Genomic DNA, 22461 nt, shown 5'->3' with positions numbered 1-22461 from the left:
AGGCATCTGACCGATGAACACACAGCCCACCGCCAGCCATTTTATCGATGGCGCTTATGTCGAAGACAAAGACGGCGACCTCATCGAGGTGATCTATCCCGCTACCGGCGCGGTGATCGCCACGCTGCACGCCGCCACCCCGGTCATCATTGAAAAGGCACTGGCTGCTGCAAAGCGTGCGCAAAAGGAATGGGCAGGTTGGACCGGGACAGAGAGGGGACGGGTTCTGCGCCGCGCGGCCGAGATCATGCGGGAACGGAACCACGACCTGTCGGTGCTGGAAACCTATGACACCGGCAAACCTTATCAGGAGACGAGCGTGGCCGATGCGACCTCTGGTGCTGACGCGCTGGAATACTTCGGGGGTTTGGCTGGCTCGCTGACGGGCGAGCATATCCAGTTGGGCGATGATTTCGTCTATACGCGGCGTGAGCCACTTGGTGTTTGCGTCGGCATCGGCGCCTGGAACTATCCGACCCAGATCGCCTGCTGGAAAGGCGCCCCCGCCTTGGCCTGCGGCAATGCTATGGTGTTCAAACCGTCCGAGACCACACCGCTCTGCGCTTTGAAAGTGGCTGAGATCCTGCACGAGGCAGGTGCACCGCCGGGTGTCTACAACGTCATTCAGGGTTACGGCTCAGTCGGCGCATCGCTGATCAGCGATCCCCGCGTTGATAAGGTGTCCCTCACCGGTTCCGTCCCGACCGGTCGCAAGGTCTACGCCGCCGCCGCTGAAGGCATTCGGCATGTGACCATGGAACTCGGCGGCAAATCACCCCTTGTCATCTTCGACGATGCCGATCTGGAAAACGCGGTTTCCGGCGCGATCCTGGGCAATTTCTATTCCTCCGGTCAGGTCTGTTCCAACGGCACCCGTGTCTTTGTGCAGGGCGGGATCAAGGATGCCTTTCTCGCCCGAATGACCGAGCGGCTGGCGCAGGTCAAAATGGGTGATCCGCAGGACCCGGAGGTGAATTTCGGCCCGATGGTCTCTGAACGTCAACGTGACATCGTTGAGGGGTTCATTGCCAAAGGCGTCGCGGAAGGTGCTACACTGGTCACCGGCGGCAACCGCGTTGACCGCGACGGGTTCTTTCTGGAACCCACCGTGTTTGCCGACGTGACCGACGATATGACCATCGCGCGGGATGAGATTTTCGGCCCTGTCATGTCGGTTCTCGACTTCAAGACCGAAGAAGAGGTGCTGGCCCGCGCCAACGCGACCGAATTCGGCCTTGCAGCGGGCGTTTTCACATCCGACCTGACCCGCGCCCATCGCATGGTCGCCGGGTTCGAGGCGGGCACCTGCTATATCAACACCTATAATCTGGCCCCGGTTGAGGCACCCTTTGGCGGGTCGAAACTCTCCGGCGTCGGGCGCGAGAACTCCAAGGCCGCCATTGAGCATTACAGCCAGCTCAAAGGCGTCTATGTCGCCATGGGCGATGTCGAGGCGCCGTTCTGAATGCGGGCTGATTATGTGATTGTCGGCGCGGGCTCGGCCGGTTGCGCCATCGCCTACCGCTTGGCGGAGGCGGGCAAGCAGGTTCTGATGATCGAACATGGCGGCAGTGACCGTGGTCCCATCATTCAAATGCCCGCCGCGCTCTCATATCCGATGAATATGAAACGGTACGACTGGGGGATGAAGACCGAGCCGGAGCCGCATTTGGACGGACGGCGGCTTGTCACGCCGCGCGGCAAGGTGATTGGTGGGTCATCGTCAATCAACGGGATGATCTATGTGCGCGGCCATGCCCGCGACTTTGACCACTGGGCGGAAACGGGTGCGCAAGGCTGGTCCTATGCGGATGTCCTGCCCTACTTCAAACGCATGGAAACCTGGCATGATGGTGGGCATGGCGGCGACCCGGCCTGGCGCGGGCAAAGCGGCCCTTTGCATGTCACGCGTGGCCCGCGCACCAATCCCCTGACCCGCGCGTTTGTCGAGGCAGGCCGCCAGGCAGGCTATCCGGTCACCGGCGACTATAACGGCGAACAGCAGGAAGGCTTCGGTCCCTTTGACGCAACGATCTATAAGGGGCGGCGCTGGTCGGCAGCCAACGCCTATCTTCGCCCCGCGCTGAAACGCCCCAATTGCGCGCTGGTGCGGGCCTTTGCGCGCAAGGTCGTGATCGAAGAGGGCCGGGCGACGGGCGTTGAAATCAGCAAGGGCGGCAAGGTTGAAGTGGTCGCGGCCAACAATGAGGTGATTGTTGCAGCCTCCTCCATCAACTCACCCAAACTGCTTATGCTGTCCGGGGTCGGGCCCGCGGCGCATCTGCATGAGCATGGCATTACCCCCATCGCGGACCGCCCCGGTGTCGGTCAGAACCTGCAGGATCACCTGGAACTCTATATCCAGCAGGCGGCGACCAAACCCGTCACGCTGTTTTCCCATTGGAATTTGCGCGGGAAGGCGCGGATCGGGGCGGAGTGGCTGCTGTGGAAAACCGGTCTAGGCAGCTCAAACCAGTTTGAGAGTGCCGGGTTCATCCGGTCCCGCGCTGGCGTCGACTACCCTGATATCCAGTTTCATTTCCTGCCGATTGCGGTCAGCTATGATGGCAAGGTCGCGCCTGAGGGCCACGGGTTTCAAGCGCATGTCGGCCCGATGCGTTCTGCCTCGCGGGGGCAGGTGAGCCTCGCCTCAGCCGATCCGAACGACCACCCGCATATTCAGTTCAACTACATGTCGGACCCCCAGGATTGGGAAGATTTCCGCACCTGTATTCGCCTGACGCGCGAGATTTTTGCACAAGCGGCATTTGAACCTTTCCGCGGGCACGAGATCCAGCCCGGCGATGCAGCGCAAACAGATGATGAGCTTGATGATTTTATTCGTTCGCACGTGGAAAGCGCCTATCACCCCTGTGGCACCTGCAAGATGGGCGCGGAAAGTGACCCGATGGCGGTCGTGGACCCGCAGGCGCGGGTGATTGGCGTCAACAGGCTGCGCGTCGCCGACAGCTCGATTTTTCCACGCATCACGAACGGCAATCTGAACGCGCCCTCAATTATGGTAGGTGAGAAGGTGGCGGATCATATCCTGCAGCGTCATCCGCTGCCGCCTGTCAACGACGCCCCCTGGATTCATCCCGATTGGAAGACCACCCAACGCTAGCGCATCAAGCCTTTGTTAAGCTTACTTAACGGAACGCCTTGATCGCGCCATGAACGCGCATGACACTGATGTCCATGCTGTTCATTTATTGCATTCTTGCCACTTCTTCTGGTCAACCTGCATCACGTTGCAGCGCTACCGGGCAGTACAGATGACCTATGCGCAAGCGTCCGAGCGAGTTGAAATTTGTGTTGCAACTTCAAGTGCATGCGGGTTGCGAAAAGAAATCCTTTCGCTTGACGCAGATCAATTGCACGAACGAAGAGCGGTGGTAACGACATGATGTTAGTTCAAGGTATATCGGTATGAGTTTGTTTGATGATCCCGCGCGGGACTGTGAGTCTGATTTGGAGCTGGCGACAATTGATGCAGCGTTTGAGCGGTTGTTGATGGATTGGCATCAAGCCAGTGCTGCGTTGTCAATGGCCACGGATGTACAGGCCGGTGAATTGCAGTTGTACAGGCTGAAGCGCGCCAACACCAACGCGCGCAGCAAAGTCGTCAGTCTGCTCGCGGCGATTGATCAGACAACACTGCATATCGATCGGCCAAACAACAAAGAAACGACAGCAGAGGACGCCGTAGATGTCACACACCCCCCACGAGCTTATGGAAGAGTTTCCGGATAAAACTGATGTGATGCATCGGCTGAAAGGTGAAGATGCCCATTTCGCGCGGATGTTTGATGAATACCATTCGATAAACCGCGCAATTCACCGGGCTGAGACAAATGTGGAGCCGACGGATGATCTGCACATGTCTGAAATGCGCAAAGAGCGGATGGCACTGAAGGACAAAATCGCTGTGATCCTCCGCGACGCGTGATCAGGTCTTGTCTTTGCCCTCGACGGTGGCCTGAAACCTTTCAAAGAACTGATCGGCCATCTTGCGGGCAAAGCCCCCAATGATCCTGTTGCCAAGCTGGGCGAGCTTGCCACCGACTTTTGCGTCAACGTGATAGGTCAACTCGGTCCCCTCTGACACGGTAGCAAGGCGCACATCCGCGCTGCCTTTGGCAAAGCCCGCGACACCACCCTTGCCCTCACCGGTGATGGTGTAGCTTTGCAGGGGCACGACGTTTTCCAGCGTCACCTCACCTTTAAACGCCGCAGAGACGGGCCCCACCTTCTGTTTGACAACAGCGGCAAAGCCTTCTTCGGGGGAGCCTGTCAACTCCTGACAGCCGGGAATAGAGGCATGCAGTGTCTCAGGATTGTTCAGATGCGCCCAAACCGTTTCGATATCTGCGGCGATCACCCTAGTGCCTGCCAATTCCATAACCTGCTCTCCACTGCTTTTGTCAGATATTCGGTGCCAAATCCTTGAATAGCAATGAGATTCTGCGGCTGTTGGTCGATAGCGCGTTAGTCCAGCTGATAGGGCAGCGTGCCACGCTGATTGGGATCGACTCGCAAGTTCCGCTCAAGCGGCGGAACCGACCGCTGGTGGCAATTGCGCCGTTCGCATATGCGGCAGGAAATCCCGATGGGCGCATAGGCTTGCGCGGCGCTGATATCCATGTGGTCTGCATAGACTAGCGCGTGGGCATGTTTCACCTCACAGCCCAGCCCAATCGCGTAGCGCCGGGTGGGTGTGTCGTAGGCGCCGCCGGATTTGCTGACATCGCGGGCGAGGCAGAAATAGCGCACGCCGTCCGGTGTTTCCGCCAGTTGCCGCAGGAACTGGCTGGGTACTTCAAAGGCCTGATGGACGTTCCACAACGGGCAGGCGCCCCCGTAGCGCGCGAATTGCAATGTGGTGGCGGAGTGTCGTTTGGTGATCGTACCTGCCTGATCCACCCGCACAAAAAAGAACGGTATGCCCTTCGCGCCCGGGCGCTGCAATGTGGACAGCCGGTGGGCCACCTGTTCCAGCGATGCTCCGAATTGCGTGGCGAGCACCTCCAGATCGTGCCGCGTGTTTCGCGCGGCCTCCAGAAAGGCGGCGTAGGGCATCAGGGCGGCACCGGCAAAGTAATTGGCCAGCCCCACCTTGGCCACATCACGCGCGGCATCCGACTGAAAGCGCGCGAGGTCCAGTGTTGCGTCCAGCAGCTTGCCTTGCGTCTCCAGCGCCAGTTGCAGCAGCAACTGAAAGGTTTGTGTCGCCTTGTTGCTGCGTTGTGACATGGCAAGTGTGCGTGTCTCCGGATCAAAGCGGCGGATCGTGTCGATGTTGGAAAACACCACCTTGATCCCCGCCGCATCCAGCGCGCGCAGGGCGGCTTCGGCCATTGTCTCGCCGGGCTGGCGGCTGGCGGCAAAGCGTTCGGCGCTGCGATCTACCGCGTCGATGTAATTGTCGCAATAATGGAAGAAGTCGCGCACCTCTTCCCATGGGCTGGGCTGCAGCCGCGCATCCTCGCGGCCCAATGCCTCATCCAGTGAGGCGAGCCTTTCATGGGTCTGCCGGTAGGCCGCATGCAGGTCCAGAAAGGCGCGTGCGAGCGCGGGGGCATTGGCAGCCGTCAGACGCAAATCCGCGAGGGCAGGGGCGTCCCCCGCAAAGACAGGGTCCGCCAGCGCCTCGCGCATATCGCCGACCAAGCGTGCCTCATCCCCCGACTGCAATTCCGTGACGTCAAAGCCGAATTCCTGCGCCAGGCCCAGAACAACCGCGGTCGAGACCGGGCGATTGTTGTTTTCCATCTGGTTGAGATAGGGCAGGGACACGCCAAGCTTTCCGGCGAAGTCCTTCTGCGTCAGCGAAAGGCGTCCGCGCAACTCGCGCAACTTGGCCCCGGCATAGAGTTTCTGGACAGGCATCATGATCTCTTTGCAGATTTGCTATGTCGGTTTAGCGGCTGCAAAGCGCGCGTCAAGCCAGACGTCGTTCGCGCAACATCACCAGCAGAATCGCAATCATGGCCAGAACGGCTACCGTCAGCATGAGTACTTGCAGCGGGACCGTGCCCGTCTCTTCGGTCAGGATCGTGCCTGCAAATTGCGACAGCGCGGCACCGCCCCCGATCATGATGGCCCCGCCCAGCCCGCTCGCCGTGCCCGCCAGATGCGGCCTGACCGAGATGGAGCCTGCCATGACATTGGGCAGGACGATGCCGTTGCCCACGCCCAAAAGTGTGCAGAAGCCAAAGAAGTTCAGCGGATGGTTGACGCCAGCCAATGTAAGGACCAGCGAGGCGGCCATGCCGATGACGGTCACGCTCGTTCCGATCAGGGCCATGCGGTTGATACCCATACGAACCGAGAAGCGGCCCGAAAAGAAGTTGCCCAAGGCGTATCCAATGGCAGGTGCGCCCAATGCGACACCCGACCAGAACGGTGTCAGGCCAAAGAGCGTGCTGCCCACAAACGAGGTCCCGCCGAGAAGCGCAAAGAAAGCTCCTGAGCTGAAGGCCGAACACATCACATAGCCCCAGAACCGCGGGGACCGCAGCAATTCGGGGTAGGTGCGGACCTGTTCGCGAAAGCCGATCCCACCTTTGGCCACGGTCTCGCCAAGGTCGAAGTAACACAGGGTGAGCGTGCCTGTTCCCGCAATGGCGAGAAAGACAAATGTCGCCTGCCAGCCGAGAAGCTGATCGAGCGCCCCGCCGACCATCGGCCCGAACATTGGCACCAGTGCCATGCCCATTGTGACATAGCCAATCATCGACGCTGCCTCTTCCTGCGGAACGATGTCGCGGACAATCGCGCGGCTTAACGCCATGGAGGTGGCGACGGCGGCTTGCATGATGCGAAAGAACAGGAACACCTCGACCGTTTCCGCGATCAGCGTACCCAATGTCGCGAGCACGAATAGCGTCAGCGATCCCAGCACAAGGATCCGCCGCCCATAACGGTCCGAGATTGGTCCGATAAAGATCTGCAGGATGGCGGTCGCGGCCAGATAGCCCGACAGCGCAATCTGCATGATTGCATATTCGGTGTTGAAATAGGTGGTCATCGCTGCCAGCGACGGCAGAAAGATCGACATGTTCAGCGCCGACATGCCCGTGATCAGGACCAGCGTGATAATATGTGGCGGCGTGGTACGATCCAAAAACCGGATCGTCGGATAAGAACTCATGCATTAGCAGTAAGCGGGGTGCAGGGGCATGTCCATGACCGTGATGCATGTCATGCGTGTTTTGCAGATTTGCAATCATTTCGTTTCGCGAACTGCAAGGTTTGCAAATATGCTCTATTGCGCTTCAGCCATGCGGGCAGAGCCGTTATGCTCAACGCAAATAATCGGGGTGTGATCACATGGATGTTTTGCAGGAACTTGAAAACCGGCGCGAACTGGCCCGCCTGGGTGGCGGAGAGCGCCGGATCAAGGCGCAGCACGCCAAGGGCAAGCTGACCGCGCGAGAACGGATTGAGCTTTTGCTGGATGCAGGCTCATTCGAAGAGTTTGACATGTTCGTCGCCCACCGCTGCACCGATTTCGGCATGGACAAGGAGCGTCCCGCAGGCGACGGCGTTGTCACCGGATGGGGCACGATCAACGGGCGCCTCGTCTATGTGTTCAGTCAGGATTTTACCGTCATGGGCGGGTCCGTGTCCGAAACTCACGGCCAGAAAATCTGCAAGATCATGGATATGGCGGTGCAAAATGGCGCGCCAATCATTGGGCTGAACGACAGTGGTGGCGCCCGCATTCAGGAGGGTGTGGCGAGCCTTGCCGCCTATGGCGATGTGTTTCAGCGCAACATCATGGCGTCGGGCGTGGTGCCCCAGATCAGCGTGATCATGGGGCCCTGCGCAGGGGGTGCCGTCTATTCGCCCGCGATGACCGACTTTATCTTCATGGTCAAAGACAGTTCTTACATGTTCGTCACCGGGCCCGACGTGGTGAAGACGGTGACCAACGAAATGGTGTCGGCTGAGGAGTTGGGCGGTGCCTCAACCCACACCAAGAAATCCTCCGTCGCCGATGGTGCCTTTGAGAACGATGTGGAGGCGCTGGCCGAGGTCCGCCGCCTCGTCGATTTCCTGCCGCTCAACAATCGCGAAAAGCCGCCAGTGCGGCCCTTCTTCGATGATGTGGACCGGGTTGAGGACAGTCTCGATACGTTGATCCCGGACAATCCGAACACGCCCTATGACATGAAAGAGCTGATCCTGAAAGTCGCCGATGAAGGCGATTTTTACGAGATACAGGAAGATTTCGCCAAGAACATCCTGACCGGGTTCATCCGGCTAGGCGGATCGACCGTGGGTGTGGTGGCCAACCAGCCGATGGTGCTGGCGGGCTGCATCGATATCGACAGTGCGCGCAAAGCGGCGCGGTTCGTGCGGTTCTGCGATGCGTTTGAAATCCCGATCCTGACTTTCATTGACGTTCCCGGCTTCCTGCCCGGTACTTCCCAGGAATATGGCGGCGTGATCAAGCATGGGGCGAAGCTGCTTTACGCTTATGGTGAGGCGACGGTGCCCAAGGTGACGGTGATCACGCGCAAAGCCTATGGCGGCGCCTATGTGGTGATGTCATCCAAGCATTTGCAGGCCGATTTCAACTATGCCTGGCCCACAGCCGAGATCGCGGTGATGGGCGCCAAGGGAGCGACCGAGATCATTCACCGTGCGGACCTGAACGACGCGGAGAAGACAGCGCAGCACACCCAGGATTATGAAGAACGGTTCGCAAATCCCTTCGTCGCTGCCGAAAAAGGCTTCATTGATGAGGTCATCATGCCTCACTCAACCCGCAAGCGGGTCTGCCGTGCCTTTGCCTCCTTGCGGACCAAGCGCTCGCAAATCCCGTGGAAAAAACACGACAACATTCCGCTGTGATGACGAATCCTCGCGAAGCAATTTTCGTTCTCTTGACTGTCATCGGCCTCGGTGCGTTGGTGTATTTCTTCACCGCCCCCGCCGATCCCGAGGAGACGTTTCGCTTTGCCGCCGACGGCAACACCCTGATTGGCACAGAATTCGATGCACGCGAGAATCTGGGTGGCTTTGTCGTTTCCGCGTCAGTTGGCATGTATGCAAATCGCGCAGGCTGGACAGAGCTAAACCCCGGACGCGCAAGGGACATCTGCGGCGCGCTTTTGACGCGGGCCGGATGGGCGATGTCGGATGTATTTGAACGTGACGATGTTTACCGTATTGAGTTTACCGTCAATCCAGATGGCTTTGGGCGGGATCGGGATCTAAGGAATGACGTATACTTCGCAGTCGCCGTGCGAAACGGCTCTTGTATTGAGCCGCGTAGTTCGCGCCTTTCCGGTCTCTCAATGCCTGGAAAACTGCGCGACTGGGACATGGTCTCGGTGCAGTACCGCCAAGATAAGTCGGTTGCAGAGGTGACATTCGACCAGGCCAATGGAGTGACATACACCGATGTAATTGATGCATTCGATCCAGTACTCGCCTGCGCAGCCGCGTTGGCGGAAACATTTCCGACAACGGTGACCCCTTTAGAGAGGGGCGATTTGGATCAGATGCACGTCGTGGCGCGAAACAAGAGGGGCAATGCGCTCTTGCACTTCTACACTTCAAAATCTTGGATGTTGAGCATAGCGGGCTCTGTCTGTCTGCTGGATGAGGGCGTTGAGGGATGACAGTATCGCTACCTGTTCATTGGTCAGTTTGTTTGATTGCATCGTTTTGGCAGGAACTCGCTGCATCACAGACTTCTGTATTGCACGGCTTTGTGGTGCGTTTTTCGCAAGATTTCGATGCGCCTTCTGCTCGAACACAAAATATGGGTTACAGCCTTCGGCGGCCTTTTGCCCATGGTGCCCCTACGTCACACCAATCGCACTTCGCGCCGGAGATGTATGAAATTAAAGCATTTTTGACTATGTTAGTGCCATGCGATGATCGGATCGCGCCCTCGTGGGGTCGGGCTGGTACGAACCAGACCGCGCCTTGCAGCAACAGAGGCAGGCAACAAAAATGGTACAAGGAATTCTCGCCTTTGCATTCGCAGCGCTTTTGGCGCTGGTGGCAATATCCGGCAGTCAGGACCGTGCGCCGCTACAGGTCACTTCGGACACGGCCCGCATTCAGGCGGTGGATCTCTACCGCGCAATTAACTAGTCATCCTGGTTGCGGGTGGGCTGTAACGCCCGCCCGCGGTGCGTCCCTGACCGGGGGGTGCGCGTAACATGCAAAAGCATCGCGGCTTCCCAGGCCGCCTTCCCGGCACAGATTTTCAGTTTACCATCAGGCGCGCCAACAAGGACGGTGTTGCAACGGCCCTGACCGAACGCGTGCGCTATGCGGATCGGCGCCCACCGGACAAGCGGGCAGATGCTGCGTTTATGCAAGCGCTCTGGGATCAGTTCGCCGATCAGCCCTTTGAACGCGGCAATCTGGATGCCGGCCGCCTCAGCTGGCTCTTTGGGCGCGAGGTGATTCCCGCCGAAGACCCGTTTGACCCCAAAAGCTATGATGCCTTGCTCCAAATCGACGTGAATGTTGCTCGCGTCAGCTTTCCCGAGATTGAAGGGATGTGACGCTGATGAAACATCACGATAGTGACGAACATGTAATACAATCTAAGCGGGAATCCGCCTATTTCTGGGGGGGCAGATTATGCTGCTATGCAGCGGTCGATTTATGCCGCAACATCAAAGGTGCAGCTACGCGTTCCAGCAAGCGCGTGATTGCCGATTGTCTACAACGTTACCCTTCCCTAGATCGGCCTGCCTTGTCCCAAGGCAGGTCGGTTGCGTTTTATTGCCGATCAACAAAAGATATAGCCGTTGATATTGGATATCAGGCTGCTTCAGCTATTGAGTTTCATCCAGTAGGCGCCAATTCCGGGGCCACGGCGAAACAAGAGTTAGGCAGAAGACTATGCAAAAGAAATCAATCATCATCGCAGCAGTTGCTGTATTTGGACTGGCCGGTTGTCTGGAAGGCGACGTGGAACGTGGTGTCGCAGGTGCAGGCGCAGGCCTTGTTGCGGCTGAAGTGCTGGGTACCGACCGCACAGGCACGATCCTGGCCGGTGCTGCAGCTGGCGTGCTTTGTGACGACGCAGGCATCAACGGCTGCCGCTAATATAAGCAGACGCGCGCAACCCGCGCGCACGCATCTTTGGAACCGTCGTCGGGGTCATACCCCGGCGGCGGTTCTGTGTTTTGGGGACGGAGACTAATGTTCAAGAAAATACTCATCGCCAACAGGGGCGAGATTGCTTGCCGTGTGATCAAGACGGCGCGCAAGATGGGCATCCAGACGGTGGCGATCTATTCGGATGCTGACCGCAATGCGCTCCATGTCCAGATGGCGGATGAAGCGGTGCATATCGGACCACCCCCGGCCAACCAGTCTTACATCGTCATCGACAAGGTGATGGAGGCGATCAAGCAGACGGGGGCAGAAGCGGTGCATCCGGGTTATGGGTTCCTCTCCGAAAACCCGAAATTCGCCGAAGCTTTGGAGGCGGCGGGCGTCGCCTTTATCGGACCGCCCAAGGGCGCCATTGAGGCGATGGGGGACAAGATCACCTCAAAGAAGATCGCACAGGATGCGAAGGTCTCTACCGTGCCGGGTTATATGGGCCTGATCGAAGATGCTGAAGAGGCGGTCAAAATCTCAAACGAGATTGGGTATCCGGTCATGATCAAGGCCAGCGCAGGTGGCGGCGGCAAGGGGATGCGCATCGCGTGGAATGATGACGAGGCGCGCGAAGGGTTCCAAAGCTCGAAGAACGAAGCCGCCAGCAGCTTTGGCGATGACCGCATCTTCATCGAAAAGTTCGTCACCCAACCCCGCCATATCGAAATCCAGGTGCTCTGCGACGGGCACGGCAATGCGGTCTATCTGCATGAACGCGAATGCTCCATCCAGCGCCGAAACCAGAAAGTCATCGAAGAGGCGCCATCGCCCTTCCTTGATGAGGCAACGCGCAAGGCGATGGGCGAACAATCCGTCGCGCTGGCGCAGGCCGTCGGCTATACCAGCGCGGGTACGGTTGAGTTCATCGTGGATGGCGACCGCAATTTCTACTTTCTTGAGATGAATACCCGTTTGCAGGTGGAACACCCGGTGACCGAGCTGATCACTGGCGTGGATCTTGTCGAACAGATGATCCGTGTCGCGGCGGGGGAAAAGCTGCCTTTTCAGCAACCCGACCTGAAAATCAACGGTTGGGCGATGGAAAGTCGCCTTTATGCCGAAGATCCCTATCGCAACTTCCTGCCCTCCATCGGGCGGCTCGTGCGTTACCGTCCACCGGCGGAAGAAGCGCACGAAACACGTGCCGTGCGCAATGATACCGGCGTCTATGAAGGCGGCGAGATCAGCATGTATTACGACCCGATGATCGCAAAGCTTTGCACCTGGGCGCCGGACCGGGCCGCGGCGATTGAAGAGATGCGGCTGGCACTGGACGGGTTTGAACTGGAAGGGATCGGACATAACCTGCCTTTCCTGGCAGCCGTCTATGACCACCCGAAATTCACCTCGGGCAACATGACGACGGCCTTTATCGAGGAAGAATATCCCGAAGGGTTTGAGGGCGTGACCCTGCTGGAGGAAACCTGCATCCGCATCGCTGCCGCGACCGCTGCCATGCACCGTCTGGGCGAGGTACGGCGTGCGCGCATTTCGGGCACGATGAATAATCACGAACGCACCGTCGGCGATGATTGGGTCGTGCGGCTGCAGGGACAATCGTACGATGCGATGGTCAACGCCGACAAGACCGGGGCGGATGTGACCATAGGTGCGGCAACTTTGCGTGTGGAAAGCGATTGGACGCCCGGCGATCCGCTCGCGCGGCTGATGGTGGATGGGAAACCGCTGGTCTTGAAGATCGGTAAGATATCAGGCGGTTTCCGCGTGCGCTACCGCGGGGCAGACCTGAAGGTGCATGTGCGCAGCCCGCGTCAGGCGGAACTCGCCGGACTCATGCCGGAAAAGCTGCCGCCTGATACGTCAAAATTCCTGCTCTGCCCCATGCCCGGTCTGATCGTGAAGATCGATGTGGAAGCCGGTGACGAGGTGCAGGAAGGCCAGGCGCTGTGCACTGTCGAAGCGATGAAGATGGAAAACATTCTGCGCGCGGAACGCAAGGGCGTGGTGAAGAAGATAAATGCGGGTGCAGGAGATAGCCTCGCCGTGGACGACGTGATCATGGAGTTCGAATAGGTGAAATTCTGGCTGGCATATAGCGGCGCGTTTGTTGTGGGTGGGGCAGCGCTCTCACTCGTTTTCTACATCGCGTTTGACGCAGTGATGTCGGGGTACCAGGTGTCCGACGCGGGTGCCATCCTGTTACTCATCATCGCGCCAGCGCTGACCGGTTTCCTGGTCGGCGGTATCACTTTTGGCGCTTTTAACGGACAAGCCATTACGTTGATTGAGTGGATATACCTTATCGTCTTACTGGCAACTGTTGTGGGCGCTGGCATGTCGCTGCTGCTTTCCGATGCCCTGCGTGAGATGCAGGTAAGGTGGGCGATGATTATCACCCTGTTTGTCGGAGGCGCTGCAATCCTGCGGCGACGTGCTCTATGATACGCGTTTGCTATCCGCCCAAGGCCCGACGGTCAGCGATTTCCTGTTGCCGCAATGGCATCTTGTCGATGGAGCGGGATAGCTCGCGCACGCTCCATGGGCTGGGCTTGCGCAGCGCCACGCGGCCATCTTTCGCCACCAATGCCATCATGTATCCGCGTGGTCGCAATTCGGTGCGCCATTCGCTTTCTGCAGCGGGGTCGGTATCTGTGATGATGATGACGTCACGCTCAGCCAGATCCTCCAGACCAGCGGCAAGCCGGTCCATCTGTTGCTGGAACCGGGGGTCATTGGGGGTGTCCGCAAAAACCACCAGAGGCCGCGCGAGCCATTGCAACTCAGCCATTGTGACCTCGTCAGAGGTGAAGACTTGGGTGCGGTCTTCTTCCCAGCGTTCCAGCACGGTTGTGGCCTGGGCAAAGAGGGGCGCTGCAGCCAGGAGGCTCGCGGTGGCGGCCCAGCGAAGTGATGTCAACAATTTCATACCCGAAGATATAGAGGCGGCTTTGGCAAAAGCTAAGCCCCAAGCGCAAAACATCACAAAGAAATTTGTGAGGGCGCACGCACTTATTCGCCGGAGGATCATATGACCGATCAAAACACATGGGCCGAGATCGCGACGCGCGAGCTGCGCGGCAAGCCCCTTGAGGCTTTGGACTGGGACACGCTGGAAGGCATCAAGGTCAAACCGCTTTATACTGCGGAGGATATTGCCGATCTGCCGCATATGGGCGGCATTCCGGGCGACGCGCCGTTTACGCGCGGCGTCAAAGCCACGATGTATGCAGGCCGCCCCTGGACGATCCGCCAATATGCGGGCTTTTCGACAGCAGAGGAGTCGAACGCATTCTATCGCAAGGCGTTGGATGCGGGCCAACAGGGGGTCTCGGTCGCGTTCGATTTGGCGACGCATCGTGGCTATGACAGCGATCACCCCCGCGTTGACGGTGATGTGGGCAAGGCCGGCGTGGCGATCGATAGCGTCGAGGATATGAAGATCCTCTTCGATGGTATCCCGCTCGACAAGGTCAGTGTTTCGATGACGATGAACGGGGCGGTCATACCGATCCTCGCCAATTTCATCGTCGCGGGGGAAGAGCAGGGGCATCCGCGGAATGTCCTGTCAGGCACCATTCAGAACGACATTCTGAAAGAGTTCATGGTGCGGAACACTTATGTCTATCCGCCCGAACCCTCGATGCGGATCATCGCGGATATCATCGAGTATACGACGAACGAGATGCCCAAGTTCAACTCGATCTCGATCAGCGGCTATCACATGCAAGAGGCCGGGGCGAACCTCGTCCAGGAGCTTGCCTATACGCTGGCCGACGGGCGCGAATATGTCCGCACAGCCATCGCGCGCGGCATGGATGTGGATCAGTTTGCCGGGCGGCTGTCGTTTTTCTTCGCTATCGGCATGAACTTCTTCATGGAGGCGGCGAAACTGCGCGCCGCGCGCCTCTTGTGGTCGCGGATCATGGCGGAGTTTGAGCCGAAGAACCCGAAATCGTCGATGTTGCGGACCCACTGCCAGACCTCTGGTGTGTCCCTTCAGGAGCAGGACCCGTACAACAACGTGATCCGCACAGCCTACGAGGCGATGAGCGCGGTTCTGGGTGGCACGCAGTCGCTTCATACGAATGCGCTGGATGAGGCGATTGCCCTGCCGACCGAGTTCAGCGCCCGCATTGCACGCAATACGCAGTTGATTTTGCAGGAAGAAACCGGCGTGACAAATGTGGTCGATCCGCTGGCGGGGTCCTATTACGTCGAAAGCCTCACGAACGAGCTGGCCGAAAAGGCCTGGGCGTTGATTGAAGAGGTCGAAGAGATGGGCGGCATGACCAAGGCGGTCGCCTCTGGCATGCCCAAATTGCGGATCGAAGAGACCGCCGCGCGCAGGCAGGCCGACATCGACCGGGGGACCGAGGTGATCGTCGGGGTCAACAAGTACCGCAAGGACAATGAGGACCCGATTGACATCCTCGATATCGACAACGCGGCTGTCCGTGCCGCGCAGATCGCACGGATTGAGGCGACGAAGGCCGCGCGGGATCAGGCGGCTTGCGATGCGGCACTCAGCGAACTCACCCGCCGCGCCAATGAGGGCGGCAACTTGCTTGAGGCCGCCGTCGAAGCCGCCCGCGCCCGCGCAACCGTAGGAGAGATCAGCATGGCGATGGAAAAAGCGTTTGGTCGGCACCGCGCCGAGGTCAAGACCTTGGCGGGTGTCTATGGGGCCGCCTATGAGGGCGACGAAGGCTTTGCCGAGATTCAGGCGAGCGTTGAGGCGTTTGCCGAGGAAGAGGGGCGCCGCCCCCGCATGCTTGTCGTCAAAATGGGGCAGGACGGGCATGATCGGGGTGCGAAGGTCATAGCCACAGCCTTTGCCGATATTGGCTTTGACGTGGATGTGGGGCCTCTTTTCCAGACCCCTGCGGAGGCTGCGCAGGACGCCATCGACAATGATGTGCATGTGATCGGCATCAGCAGCCAGGCGGCGGGCCATAAGACGCTCGCGCCCAAACTGGTCGCAGCGCTGAAAGACGCGGATGCAGAGGATATCATCGTGATCTGCGGCGGCGTGATCCCGCAGCAGGATTACCAGTTCCTTTATGATGCGGGGGTCAAGGCGATCTTTGGGCCGGGCACAAATATCCCGAAGGCGGCAGAGGACATTCTGCATCTGATCCGCGAGGCGCGGGGTTAGGGGTGCATCAAATTTCTAGAAATTTGATGTCGCCATGCGCTCGCTGATGCCGCTGATCCTGGATCATCTCGCTGTGGCCTGCACCGATCTTACGGAGGGCACCGCTTGGGTCGAGGCGCAATTGGGTGTGAAGATGCAGCTCGGCGGGCAGCATGTCCGCTATGGCACGCATAATACGCTCCTGGGCCTAGGTGATATCTATCTGGAAGTCATCGCACCCGATCCCGAAGCCGCCCCTTTCAAAGGGCCGCGCTGGTTTGGGCTGGACACGTTTACCGGCTCGCCACGACCAGCCAACTGGATTTGTCAGACGGAGCACTTTGACCCGATTGCCGGGCCTCCGGTTGCGTTGACGCGCGGCGATTTGGCGTGGGAGTTGTCCGTGCCGGAGGATGGCAGCCTGCCCTTTGCTGGCGCCTATCCGACGCTGATCCAGTGGAAAGAGGGCGTGCATCCCGCAAAGCGCCTGCCAGAGAGTGGGTGCCGCCTGACCAATTTCACGGTCAGCAGCCCGGAGGCTGAAAAGGTCAGAGCGATGATCGATCTGCCGGACGCGCGTGTGAGATTTGTCAACGGCCCGGCCGGTTTCTCGGCGACCTTCGAGACGTCCGCTGGCCCGCGCACGTTGTCATGATCCGTCCAGCGATGCCTGCGGATGCCGCCGCGATCACCGACATCTGGAATGCCGTAATCCGGGACACGACGATCACATTCAATCCGACAGAAATGACTGAAGGCGAGGTGAGCGCATTGATTGCCAAGGATACCCTTGTCTTGGAGGAAGATGGACAAACGCTTGGCTTTGTGCGTTTCTTTCCATTCCGTGCGGGCGAAGGATACAAATACACCGTCGAACACACGATCATGCTACACCCGGATGCGCGGGGCAGGGGTGCGGGCAGGGCGCTGTTGACCGCGCTCTCTGAGATGGCAAAGGCACAAGGCACGCGCACGATGATCGCAGGTTGCAGTGGCGAAAGCCCCGCTGCCATCCGCTTTCACACCGCCTGCGGCTTTCAGACAGTTGCAACCCTGCCCGAAGTCGGGTTCAAGTTTGGGCGCTGGATCGATTTGGTCCTGATGCAAAAGCGCCTTTAGGGAAGGTCACATGTCTATCTGGTCACGCATGGTCGAGGCGATTTCGGCCCTTGCCAAGGGCGAGGGCCTGTCCGCTGTCTTCGACAAATTGCGTGCAGCACCAGACAAAACCGTGGCCTTTGCGATTGCCGTCATCGCGCTGGGCGCAAAGATGGCCAAGGCCGATGGACGCGTCACCAAGGACGAAGTTGTGGCCTTCCGTGAGGTCTTTCTGATCCCGCCCGAGGAAGAAGCGAATGCCGCCCGCGTCTTTAACCTCGCCCGGCAGGATGTCGCAGGGTTTGACATATACGCTCGGCGGATCAAGGCGATGTATGCGGATGATGACGCGCCGCTTTGTGACCTGATGGAGGGGCTTTTCCACATCGCGATGGCCGACGGCGTCTATCACACGAACGAAGATGCGTTTCTGCGTGAAGTGGCCGAGATCTTTGGCTTTGACGAACGCCGCTTTCGGTCGATCCGCGCACAATTCGTGTCGGAGGCAGAGCGTGACCCATACGATGTCCTCGGCCTTGATCCCGATGCCTCGATGGATGAGGCGCGAGCAGCCTGGCGGAAACTGGTGCGCGAAACCCATCCCGATCAGATGATGGCGCGCGGCATCCCCGAAGAGGCGATCAAACTGGCCGAGCGGCGCATGGTCGCCATCAACCGCGCCTGGGAAGACATTCAAAGGTCCGCCGCGTGAGGATCGCCACCTACAACGTCGAATGGTTCAATACGCTGTTCGACGATAAGGGACAGTTGATCGATGATGACAGCTGGTCATCGCGCTGGGACGTGACCAAAGCCATGCAAACCGCGGCATTGGGTGCGGTCTTCACGGCGATGGACGCCGATGCGGTGATGATCATCGAGGCGCCCGATACGAATTCAAGGCGGAGCACGATTAAGGCGCTGACGCATTTTGCCGACCATTTTGGGCTGCGAACCACCGATGCGCTGATCGGGTTCGCGAATGATACCCAGCAGGAGATTGCGCTTCTTTATGACCCTGAGGTCCTGCAAGCGGCTCACGATCCGCGGGAAACACCCGAAAGCCCACGCTTTGACAAGACCAATCAGCGCGATCTGAATGTGGATGCGGCACCTGATGCCATCCGTTGGTCAAAGCCTCCATTGGAAGTGGCGGTTGAAACGGCCGATGGTTCACTGCGGTTGATCGGGGTGCATGCAAAATCCAAAGCGCCGCACGGTGCCGAAAACAAGGCTGATGCGATGCGTATTTCGATTGCGAACCGAAGTAAGCAGTTGGCCCAATGCATCTGGCTGCGCAAACGTGTGGACGAGCATCTGGCGGAAGGTGACGATCTTATCGTGCTGGGGGATTTCAATGACGGCCCCGGGCTGGACGAATATGAAAAGCTGTTTGGCCGATCCGGCGTTGAAATCGTGCTGGGCGAGGGGGGTGAGCACAAGCTGTTCGACCCGCATGCGCGTATGGCTTTGGGTCGGCGGGTTGGCGCCATGCCAACCACAGCCCGGTTTCGGCGCGAGGGGCAGCCTTATTTGCAGGCGCTTTTGGATTACGTCATGATCTCACCGGGTTTGATGAAAAAATCGCCGCGCTGGCAGATCTGGCATCCGTTTGATCATCCTGATTGCTACGAAAATGCGGCGCTGAGGACGGCCGTACTGAATGCCTCAGACCATTTCCCGGTCATTCTGGACATGAAACTGTGATTTGAAACGCTGGCATGCGTGCCTTATATTTCGCGCCATGAGACAGATAGTTGCACTGACATTTGCCCTTGGTCTCAGCGTCATGCCTGCCGCAGCACAAGACGACACCGAGATCACAGATGGCTTTAACCTCATGGAAGAGGGCGCGCGGATGCTGATGCGCGGCCTGATGTCCGAAGTGGAGCCTGCGATTACCGGGTTGCGAGACTCACTCGAAGAGATGGCGCCGGAATTGGGCGAGTTCGTTGTGACAATGGGACCAGCGCTGACCGATCTCTTGAACCAGGTGGATGATTTCAGCAACTATGAGGTGCCGGAATTCCTGCCCAACGGCGATATCATTATACGCCGCAGACCGGATGCACCGATCTGGGTACCGGAAAACGATACTGGCGAAATCGAGCTTTGATGCCGGGCAGGGCGCCCGGCAAATGACCTAGTCCTTGTAGTACTTTTGGCCGCGATACCAGTAGGCCTTGCGCTCATCCGGCTGGTTTGTCGTTGGAGGCTCTTCCGCAGCTTCAGGCCCCTGTTGGTGAGCCGTGCGGAGGCGTTCGGACTGCGCTGCCGCAGCGGCGGCGCGGGCGACGGCCCGGATCGCGCGAGGTGCGCCAGTCATGGCGGGGGATTTGAGGTCAGCCTTGGTTGGAGGTTCTTCTTCAGCGACCTCTTCTGGCTCGTAATCTTCCGCAACGGCCAGGACGGGCAAATCTTCCGCATCGGCAGTCTCAGATTCTGCTGATCCAACGCTAAGCTTGATGATCACAAATGCGGCGTTGTCCTGATGCGGATCATCCAACTCCGCGATAGCATTAAGGAAGGCGTTCGCAATATCAACGCTGCGCCCGTCCTTTGCGCCCATCAGCGTGTTGGCAATCATGCTGTTGGACAGATATTGCAGCCCGTCACTTGCCGCGATGATGATGTCATCAGGTTCAAGCGCGATGGGCTTTGTCGGGCAGTCGATCTTGTCGATTTCCTCGCCATTGATGACGGAAGTGAGCGTATTGCGATCAGGGTGGTCCTTTGCCTCGGCGGCGGTCAGCGCTCCGGCCTTCGCCATCTGGTCGATCTGTGGAGCCATCGAGTGGTCTTTGTTCAGTTGACGCAAGGCGCCGCCTCGGAACAGCAAAAGCGGTGAATCGCCCACCGAAATCCAGTAGAGCTTGTCGGCCCGAACCACCGGCACCAAAAGTGTCGAGCCCATTCCGTATAGGCTATCGTCTTCGGCGACTTGTTTGGCGAGGCGCTTGTTTGCAGCATCTGCCGCCTCCCGCAGGGTCAGTGGGATGTTCAACGTGCCTTCATCAAGCCGATCTTCCTTCATCTTGAGATGGCTAAAGACCTCGGCCGTTACCAGCGCGCTTGCGATATGCCCGCCGACATGCCCGCCAAGCCCGTCGGCCACAACGGCAAATCCGGCCGTTTGGCCAAGCGGAAAGCTTGAGATCAGACTGTCCTGTTGGTAATCGCGCGCGCCTTTGATGGCGGCTGTTGAAACGTCGAACGTAATTGCGTCCGTTTGCACGGCGTCAGCATCGAGCATGAACTACTCTCCTACTCATGTGTCACACTAAAGACTTGTGTTCACGAAATTGGGTTTATTAATACAACGTTAATAATCGCAGGAATGATCGCGATCGTGCCATTTATGTGGCGGAAATATGGCAAAAATGTGTCGCGCTGCATGAGGCTCGGTTTGACCGCGCGCGTGCATATTTTTTCGGCGACGGGTGAGGCCCTGCAACAAAAATGAGCGGTGTTTTCCAGGCGCCCGTGTTGGGGACGTGCTATGGGAACGTGCGTTTAGTTGTCGCTGAGAACTGCGGACAGCCTTGATCGAATCGCTTTGCGTTATTTGCGAAACCGCACCACAGGCTTGCTCTCAAGAACGTTGGCGAGTGCCGCAAACCGCGCCTCGGCCACTTCGCCGAAAAGAGGCCGGGCGTTTTCTGTCAAGGTTAAGCGAAGTTCCTGGGCCTTGGGGCTCCATTTCAGATCGCCGGGGACTTCATCTGCCGAAACCCACAGCATCGCACCCAGACGCATCGCCTTGCCAAGGATTTCGGCCTCGCGGATCTGGTCGGAGTTCAGCATTTCAAAAAGAGGCTGAAAGCGGGACTTGGCGGTCTTGCTTGTATATCTGTTCATGAGAGCCAAGCCCAAAAGCACCCGTTCATAATGCTTCAACCCGCCCAGATTGGCGCGGGTCGCATTGTCGAATGTGACTTCAGCCCGGTAATCGGGGTGGGCGCGCCAACTGACATCATGCAGCAGACAAGCGGCCTTGATGATGCGCTTGCGCTGCCAATTGGCGCGCGGGAAGAGCGGTTTGACAAAGTCGTAAAGCACGCGGCCAAAGCCGGGCAATCGTGCATCCTTGGCTTCGGCGAAGCGGCAGGCCTCGATCAGCGGGTCACGTTCGCGCAAGGCGCGCGGCATCTGTTCGTAGAGCATGCCCTCACGAATGCCATATGATGACACGGTGACATCCTTGGGCTTGAAGACCCGCATCAACTCTTTCAGCACGATGGTCGCGTAGGGGACCAGCGACATCCGGCTGTCCGAGATATTGCACCGGCTGCGCAATTCCTGCAGGTCGGATTGCCGGATGTATTCGGCTGTTTTGCTGATCTGGCGCGACGACATGCGGTATTCGTGCAGGACTGTCAGCGGGTATTCGCGCCGCTCCATATCGACCCGCGCAATGGCCCGCCATGAGCCGCCGACCAGAAACAGCCGCTTGCCCGTCTCATGGCCCATATCCGCATGGAGCCGTTCCATCGTCTCGCGCACGTAAGCCTTCATGGCCTTGCGCCCGCCCTTGATCTCACGCAGCTTGAGGGGCCCAAGCGCCGACGTGACGCGGCGACCCACGCGGCCTTCGGCCAAATCGGCAAGCTCTAGTGAAGAGCCACCGATGTCGCAGACAAGCCCATAGCTGCCCGGCCATCCTAGCAGCACCCCTTGTGCTGAAAGCCGTGCCTCTTCCTGACCGTCGATGATCCAAAGATCGATGCCGGTCTCGCGCCTGACTTCGGCACGAAAATCCTGCCCGTCGCTCGCTTCTCGTACGGCAGCGGTTGCCACAGCCGTGAGCGGCGTGATGTCCATCCCCTCGGCCAGCGCAGCAAAACGCCGGATCGCGGCGAGCGCCCGTTTGCGCCCCTCCAGGTTCAAATGCCCGGTTTCGGACAGACCGGCGCCAAGCGCGCACATGATCTTTTCGTTGTAGAAGTAAGCGGGCGAGCGTGCGGCACCATCAAAGACAACCAATCGGACGGAGTTGGAGCCGACATCGATCACCCCAACCCGCTTGAGCCGCAGGGCGGCGGCGTCTTGAAACAGCGGACGACCAAAGGGGCCCCAGTCGATGGTGTCCAGATCACGCATCTGCGTCATGAGTATCCCCGGCA

General features: G+C 58.9%; 23 protein-coding genes. 17 read left to right on the top strand and 6 right to left on the bottom strand.

Annotated features, from left to right (window positions below; genetic code table 11):
- Positions 1-13: 13 nt before the first annotated feature.
- The 3 genes from betB to SLH47_RS15340 all read left to right on the top strand — a co-directional run bounded on the left by betB (position 14) and on the right by SLH47_RS15340 (position 3949).
- A complete protein-coding gene (gene betB, locus SLH47_RS15350; RefSeq protein ID WP_320240468.1) occupies positions 14-1465 on the top strand; it encodes a betaine-aldehyde dehydrogenase in 1452 nt (483 codons plus the stop codon).
- Positions 1466-3124 carry a choline dehydrogenase gene (betA, locus tag SLH47_RS15345; RefSeq protein ID WP_320240466.1) on the top strand — a complete coding sequence of 553 codons (1659 nt, stop codon included), beginning with the start codon at positions 1466-1468 and terminating at the stop codon, positions 3122-3124.
- A gap of 585 nt (positions 3125-3709) precedes the next feature.
- Positions 3710-3949, top strand: a complete 240-nt coding sequence (locus tag SLH47_RS15340) for a YdcH family protein (RefSeq protein ID WP_320240464.1) — start codon at positions 3710-3712, stop codon at positions 3947-3949.
- Here SLH47_RS15340 and SLH47_RS15335 read toward each other — a convergent pair whose 3' ends face one another.
- The 3 genes from SLH47_RS15335 to SLH47_RS15325 all read right to left on the bottom strand — a co-directional run bounded on the left by SLH47_RS15335 (position 3950) and on the right by SLH47_RS15325 (position 7153).
- Entirely contained in the window at positions 3950-4402 is a 453-nt protein-coding gene (locus tag SLH47_RS15335) for a carbon monoxide dehydrogenase subunit G (protein ID WP_320240463.1), read from the bottom strand.
- An 86-nt stretch (positions 4403-4488) separates the two neighbouring features.
- Entirely contained in the window at positions 4489-5889 is a 1401-nt protein-coding gene (locus tag SLH47_RS15330; protein ID WP_320240462.1) for a helix-turn-helix domain-containing protein, read from the bottom strand.
- A 52-nt stretch (positions 5890-5941) separates the two neighbouring features.
- Positions 5942-7153, bottom strand: coding sequence for a multidrug effflux MFS transporter (locus SLH47_RS15325; RefSeq protein ID WP_320240460.1), 1212 nt, complete (start codon positions 7151-7153; stop codon positions 5942-5944).
- A 179-nt stretch (positions 7154-7332) separates the two neighbouring features.
- On the opposite strand from SLH47_RS15325, the gene SLH47_RS15320 reads away from it, so the two are divergent.
- The 7 genes from SLH47_RS15320 to SLH47_RS15290 all read left to right on the top strand — a co-directional run bounded on the left by SLH47_RS15320 (position 7333) and on the right by SLH47_RS15290 (position 13548).
- The gene (locus SLH47_RS15320) at positions 7333-8862 is read left to right on the top strand and encodes an acyl-CoA carboxylase subunit beta (RefSeq protein WP_320240458.1); all 1530 of its coding nucleotides are present in this window, start codon (positions 7333-7335) and stop codon (positions 8860-8862) included.
- Positions 8862-9635 carry a hypothetical protein gene (locus tag SLH47_RS15315; RefSeq protein WP_320240456.1) on the top strand — a complete coding sequence of 258 codons (774 nt, stop codon included), beginning with the start codon at positions 8862-8864 and terminating at the stop codon, positions 9633-9635. The genes SLH47_RS15320 and SLH47_RS15315 overlap by 1 nt, the downstream gene beginning before the upstream one ends.
- A gap of 337 nt (positions 9636-9972) precedes the next feature.
- The gene (locus SLH47_RS15310) at positions 9973-10116 is read left to right on the top strand and encodes a hypothetical protein (protein WP_320240455.1); all 144 of its coding nucleotides are present in this window, start codon (positions 9973-9975) and stop codon (positions 10114-10116) included.
- A 68-nt stretch (positions 10117-10184) separates the two neighbouring features.
- On the top strand, positions 10185-10535 hold the full coding sequence (locus SLH47_RS15305; RefSeq protein WP_320240453.1) for a hypothetical protein: 351 nt from the start codon (positions 10185-10187) through the stop codon (positions 10533-10535).
- 343 nt (positions 10536-10878) lie between these two features.
- Positions 10879-11085, top strand: a complete 207-nt coding sequence (locus tag SLH47_RS15300) for a hypothetical protein (RefSeq protein ID WP_320240451.1) — start codon at positions 10879-10881, stop codon at positions 11083-11085.
- 96 nt (positions 11086-11181) lie between these two features.
- A complete protein-coding gene (locus SLH47_RS15295; protein ID WP_320240450.1) occupies positions 11182-13179 on the top strand; it encodes an acetyl/propionyl/methylcrotonyl-CoA carboxylase subunit alpha in 1998 nt (665 codons plus the stop codon).
- On the top strand, positions 13180-13548 hold the full coding sequence (locus tag SLH47_RS15290; RefSeq protein ID WP_320240449.1) for a hypothetical protein: 369 nt from the start codon (positions 13180-13182) through the stop codon (positions 13546-13548).
- Positions 13549-13558: 10 nt separating this feature from the next.
- On the opposite strand, the gene SLH47_RS15285 is transcribed toward SLH47_RS15290, so the two are convergent.
- Entirely contained in the window at positions 13559-14032 is a 474-nt protein-coding gene (locus tag SLH47_RS15285) for a DUF4174 domain-containing protein (protein ID WP_320240448.1), read from the bottom strand.
- A gap of 102 nt (positions 14033-14134) precedes the next feature.
- Between SLH47_RS15285 and scpA the strand changes: the two genes are divergently transcribed.
- Genes scpA through SLH47_RS15255 form a run of 6 tightly spaced genes read left to right on the top strand, consistent with a single transcriptional unit; the run spans position 14135 to position 19454 of the window.
- Positions 14135-16261, top strand: coding sequence for a methylmalonyl-CoA mutase (scpA, locus tag SLH47_RS15280; RefSeq protein WP_320240447.1), 2127 nt, complete (start codon positions 14135-14137; stop codon positions 16259-16261).
- A 34-nt stretch (positions 16262-16295) separates the two neighbouring features.
- A complete protein-coding gene (locus tag SLH47_RS15275) occupies positions 16296-16895 on the top strand; it encodes a VOC family protein (protein WP_320240445.1) in 600 nt (199 codons plus the stop codon).
- Complete coding sequence (locus SLH47_RS15270; protein ID WP_320240444.1) at positions 16892-17359, top strand: N-acetyltransferase family protein; 468 nt, start codon at positions 16892-16894, stop codon at positions 17357-17359. Before SLH47_RS15275 ends, SLH47_RS15270 begins: the two co-directional genes overlap by 4 nt.
- 10 nt (positions 17360-17369) lie before the next feature.
- A complete protein-coding gene (locus SLH47_RS15265; RefSeq protein ID WP_320240442.1) occupies positions 17370-18050 on the top strand; it encodes a molecular chaperone DjiA in 681 nt (226 codons plus the stop codon).
- A complete protein-coding gene (locus SLH47_RS15260; RefSeq protein ID WP_320240440.1) occupies positions 18047-19045 on the top strand; it encodes an endonuclease/exonuclease/phosphatase family protein in 999 nt (332 codons plus the stop codon). The genes SLH47_RS15265 and SLH47_RS15260 overlap by 4 nt, the downstream gene beginning before the upstream one ends.
- A 37-nt stretch (positions 19046-19082) precedes the next feature.
- Positions 19083-19454 carry an AAA+ family ATPase gene (locus tag SLH47_RS15255; protein ID WP_320240438.1) on the top strand — a complete coding sequence of 124 codons (372 nt, stop codon included), beginning with the start codon at positions 19083-19085 and terminating at the stop codon, positions 19452-19454.
- Positions 19455-19481: 27 nt separating this feature from the next.
- On the opposite strand, the gene SLH47_RS15250 is transcribed toward SLH47_RS15255, so the two are convergent.
- Entirely contained in the window at positions 19482-20591 is a 1110-nt protein-coding gene (locus tag SLH47_RS15250; RefSeq protein WP_320240436.1) for a PP2C family protein-serine/threonine phosphatase, read from the bottom strand.
- Positions 20592-20675: 84 nt separating this feature from the next.
- On the opposite strand from SLH47_RS15250, the gene SLH47_RS15245 reads away from it, so the two are divergent.
- Positions 20676-20801, top strand: coding sequence for a hypothetical protein (locus tag SLH47_RS15245; protein WP_320240435.1), 126 nt, complete (start codon positions 20676-20678; stop codon positions 20799-20801).
- A gap of 98 nt (positions 20802-20899) precedes the next feature.
- Here the strand turns inward: SLH47_RS15245 and SLH47_RS15240 are convergent, their stop codons facing one another.
- Complete coding sequence (locus SLH47_RS15240) at positions 20900-22447, bottom strand: Ppx/GppA family phosphatase (RefSeq protein WP_320240980.1); 1548 nt, start codon at positions 22445-22447, stop codon at positions 20900-20902.
- Positions 22448-22461 lie beyond the last annotated feature (14 nt).

This window comes from Cognatiyoonia sp. IB215182 (assembly GCF_033963905.1).
Classification (GTDB): domain Bacteria; phylum Pseudomonadota; class Alphaproteobacteria; order Rhodobacterales; family Rhodobacteraceae; genus Yoonia.
This window is presented reverse-complemented; position numbering and strand designations above follow the sequence as displayed.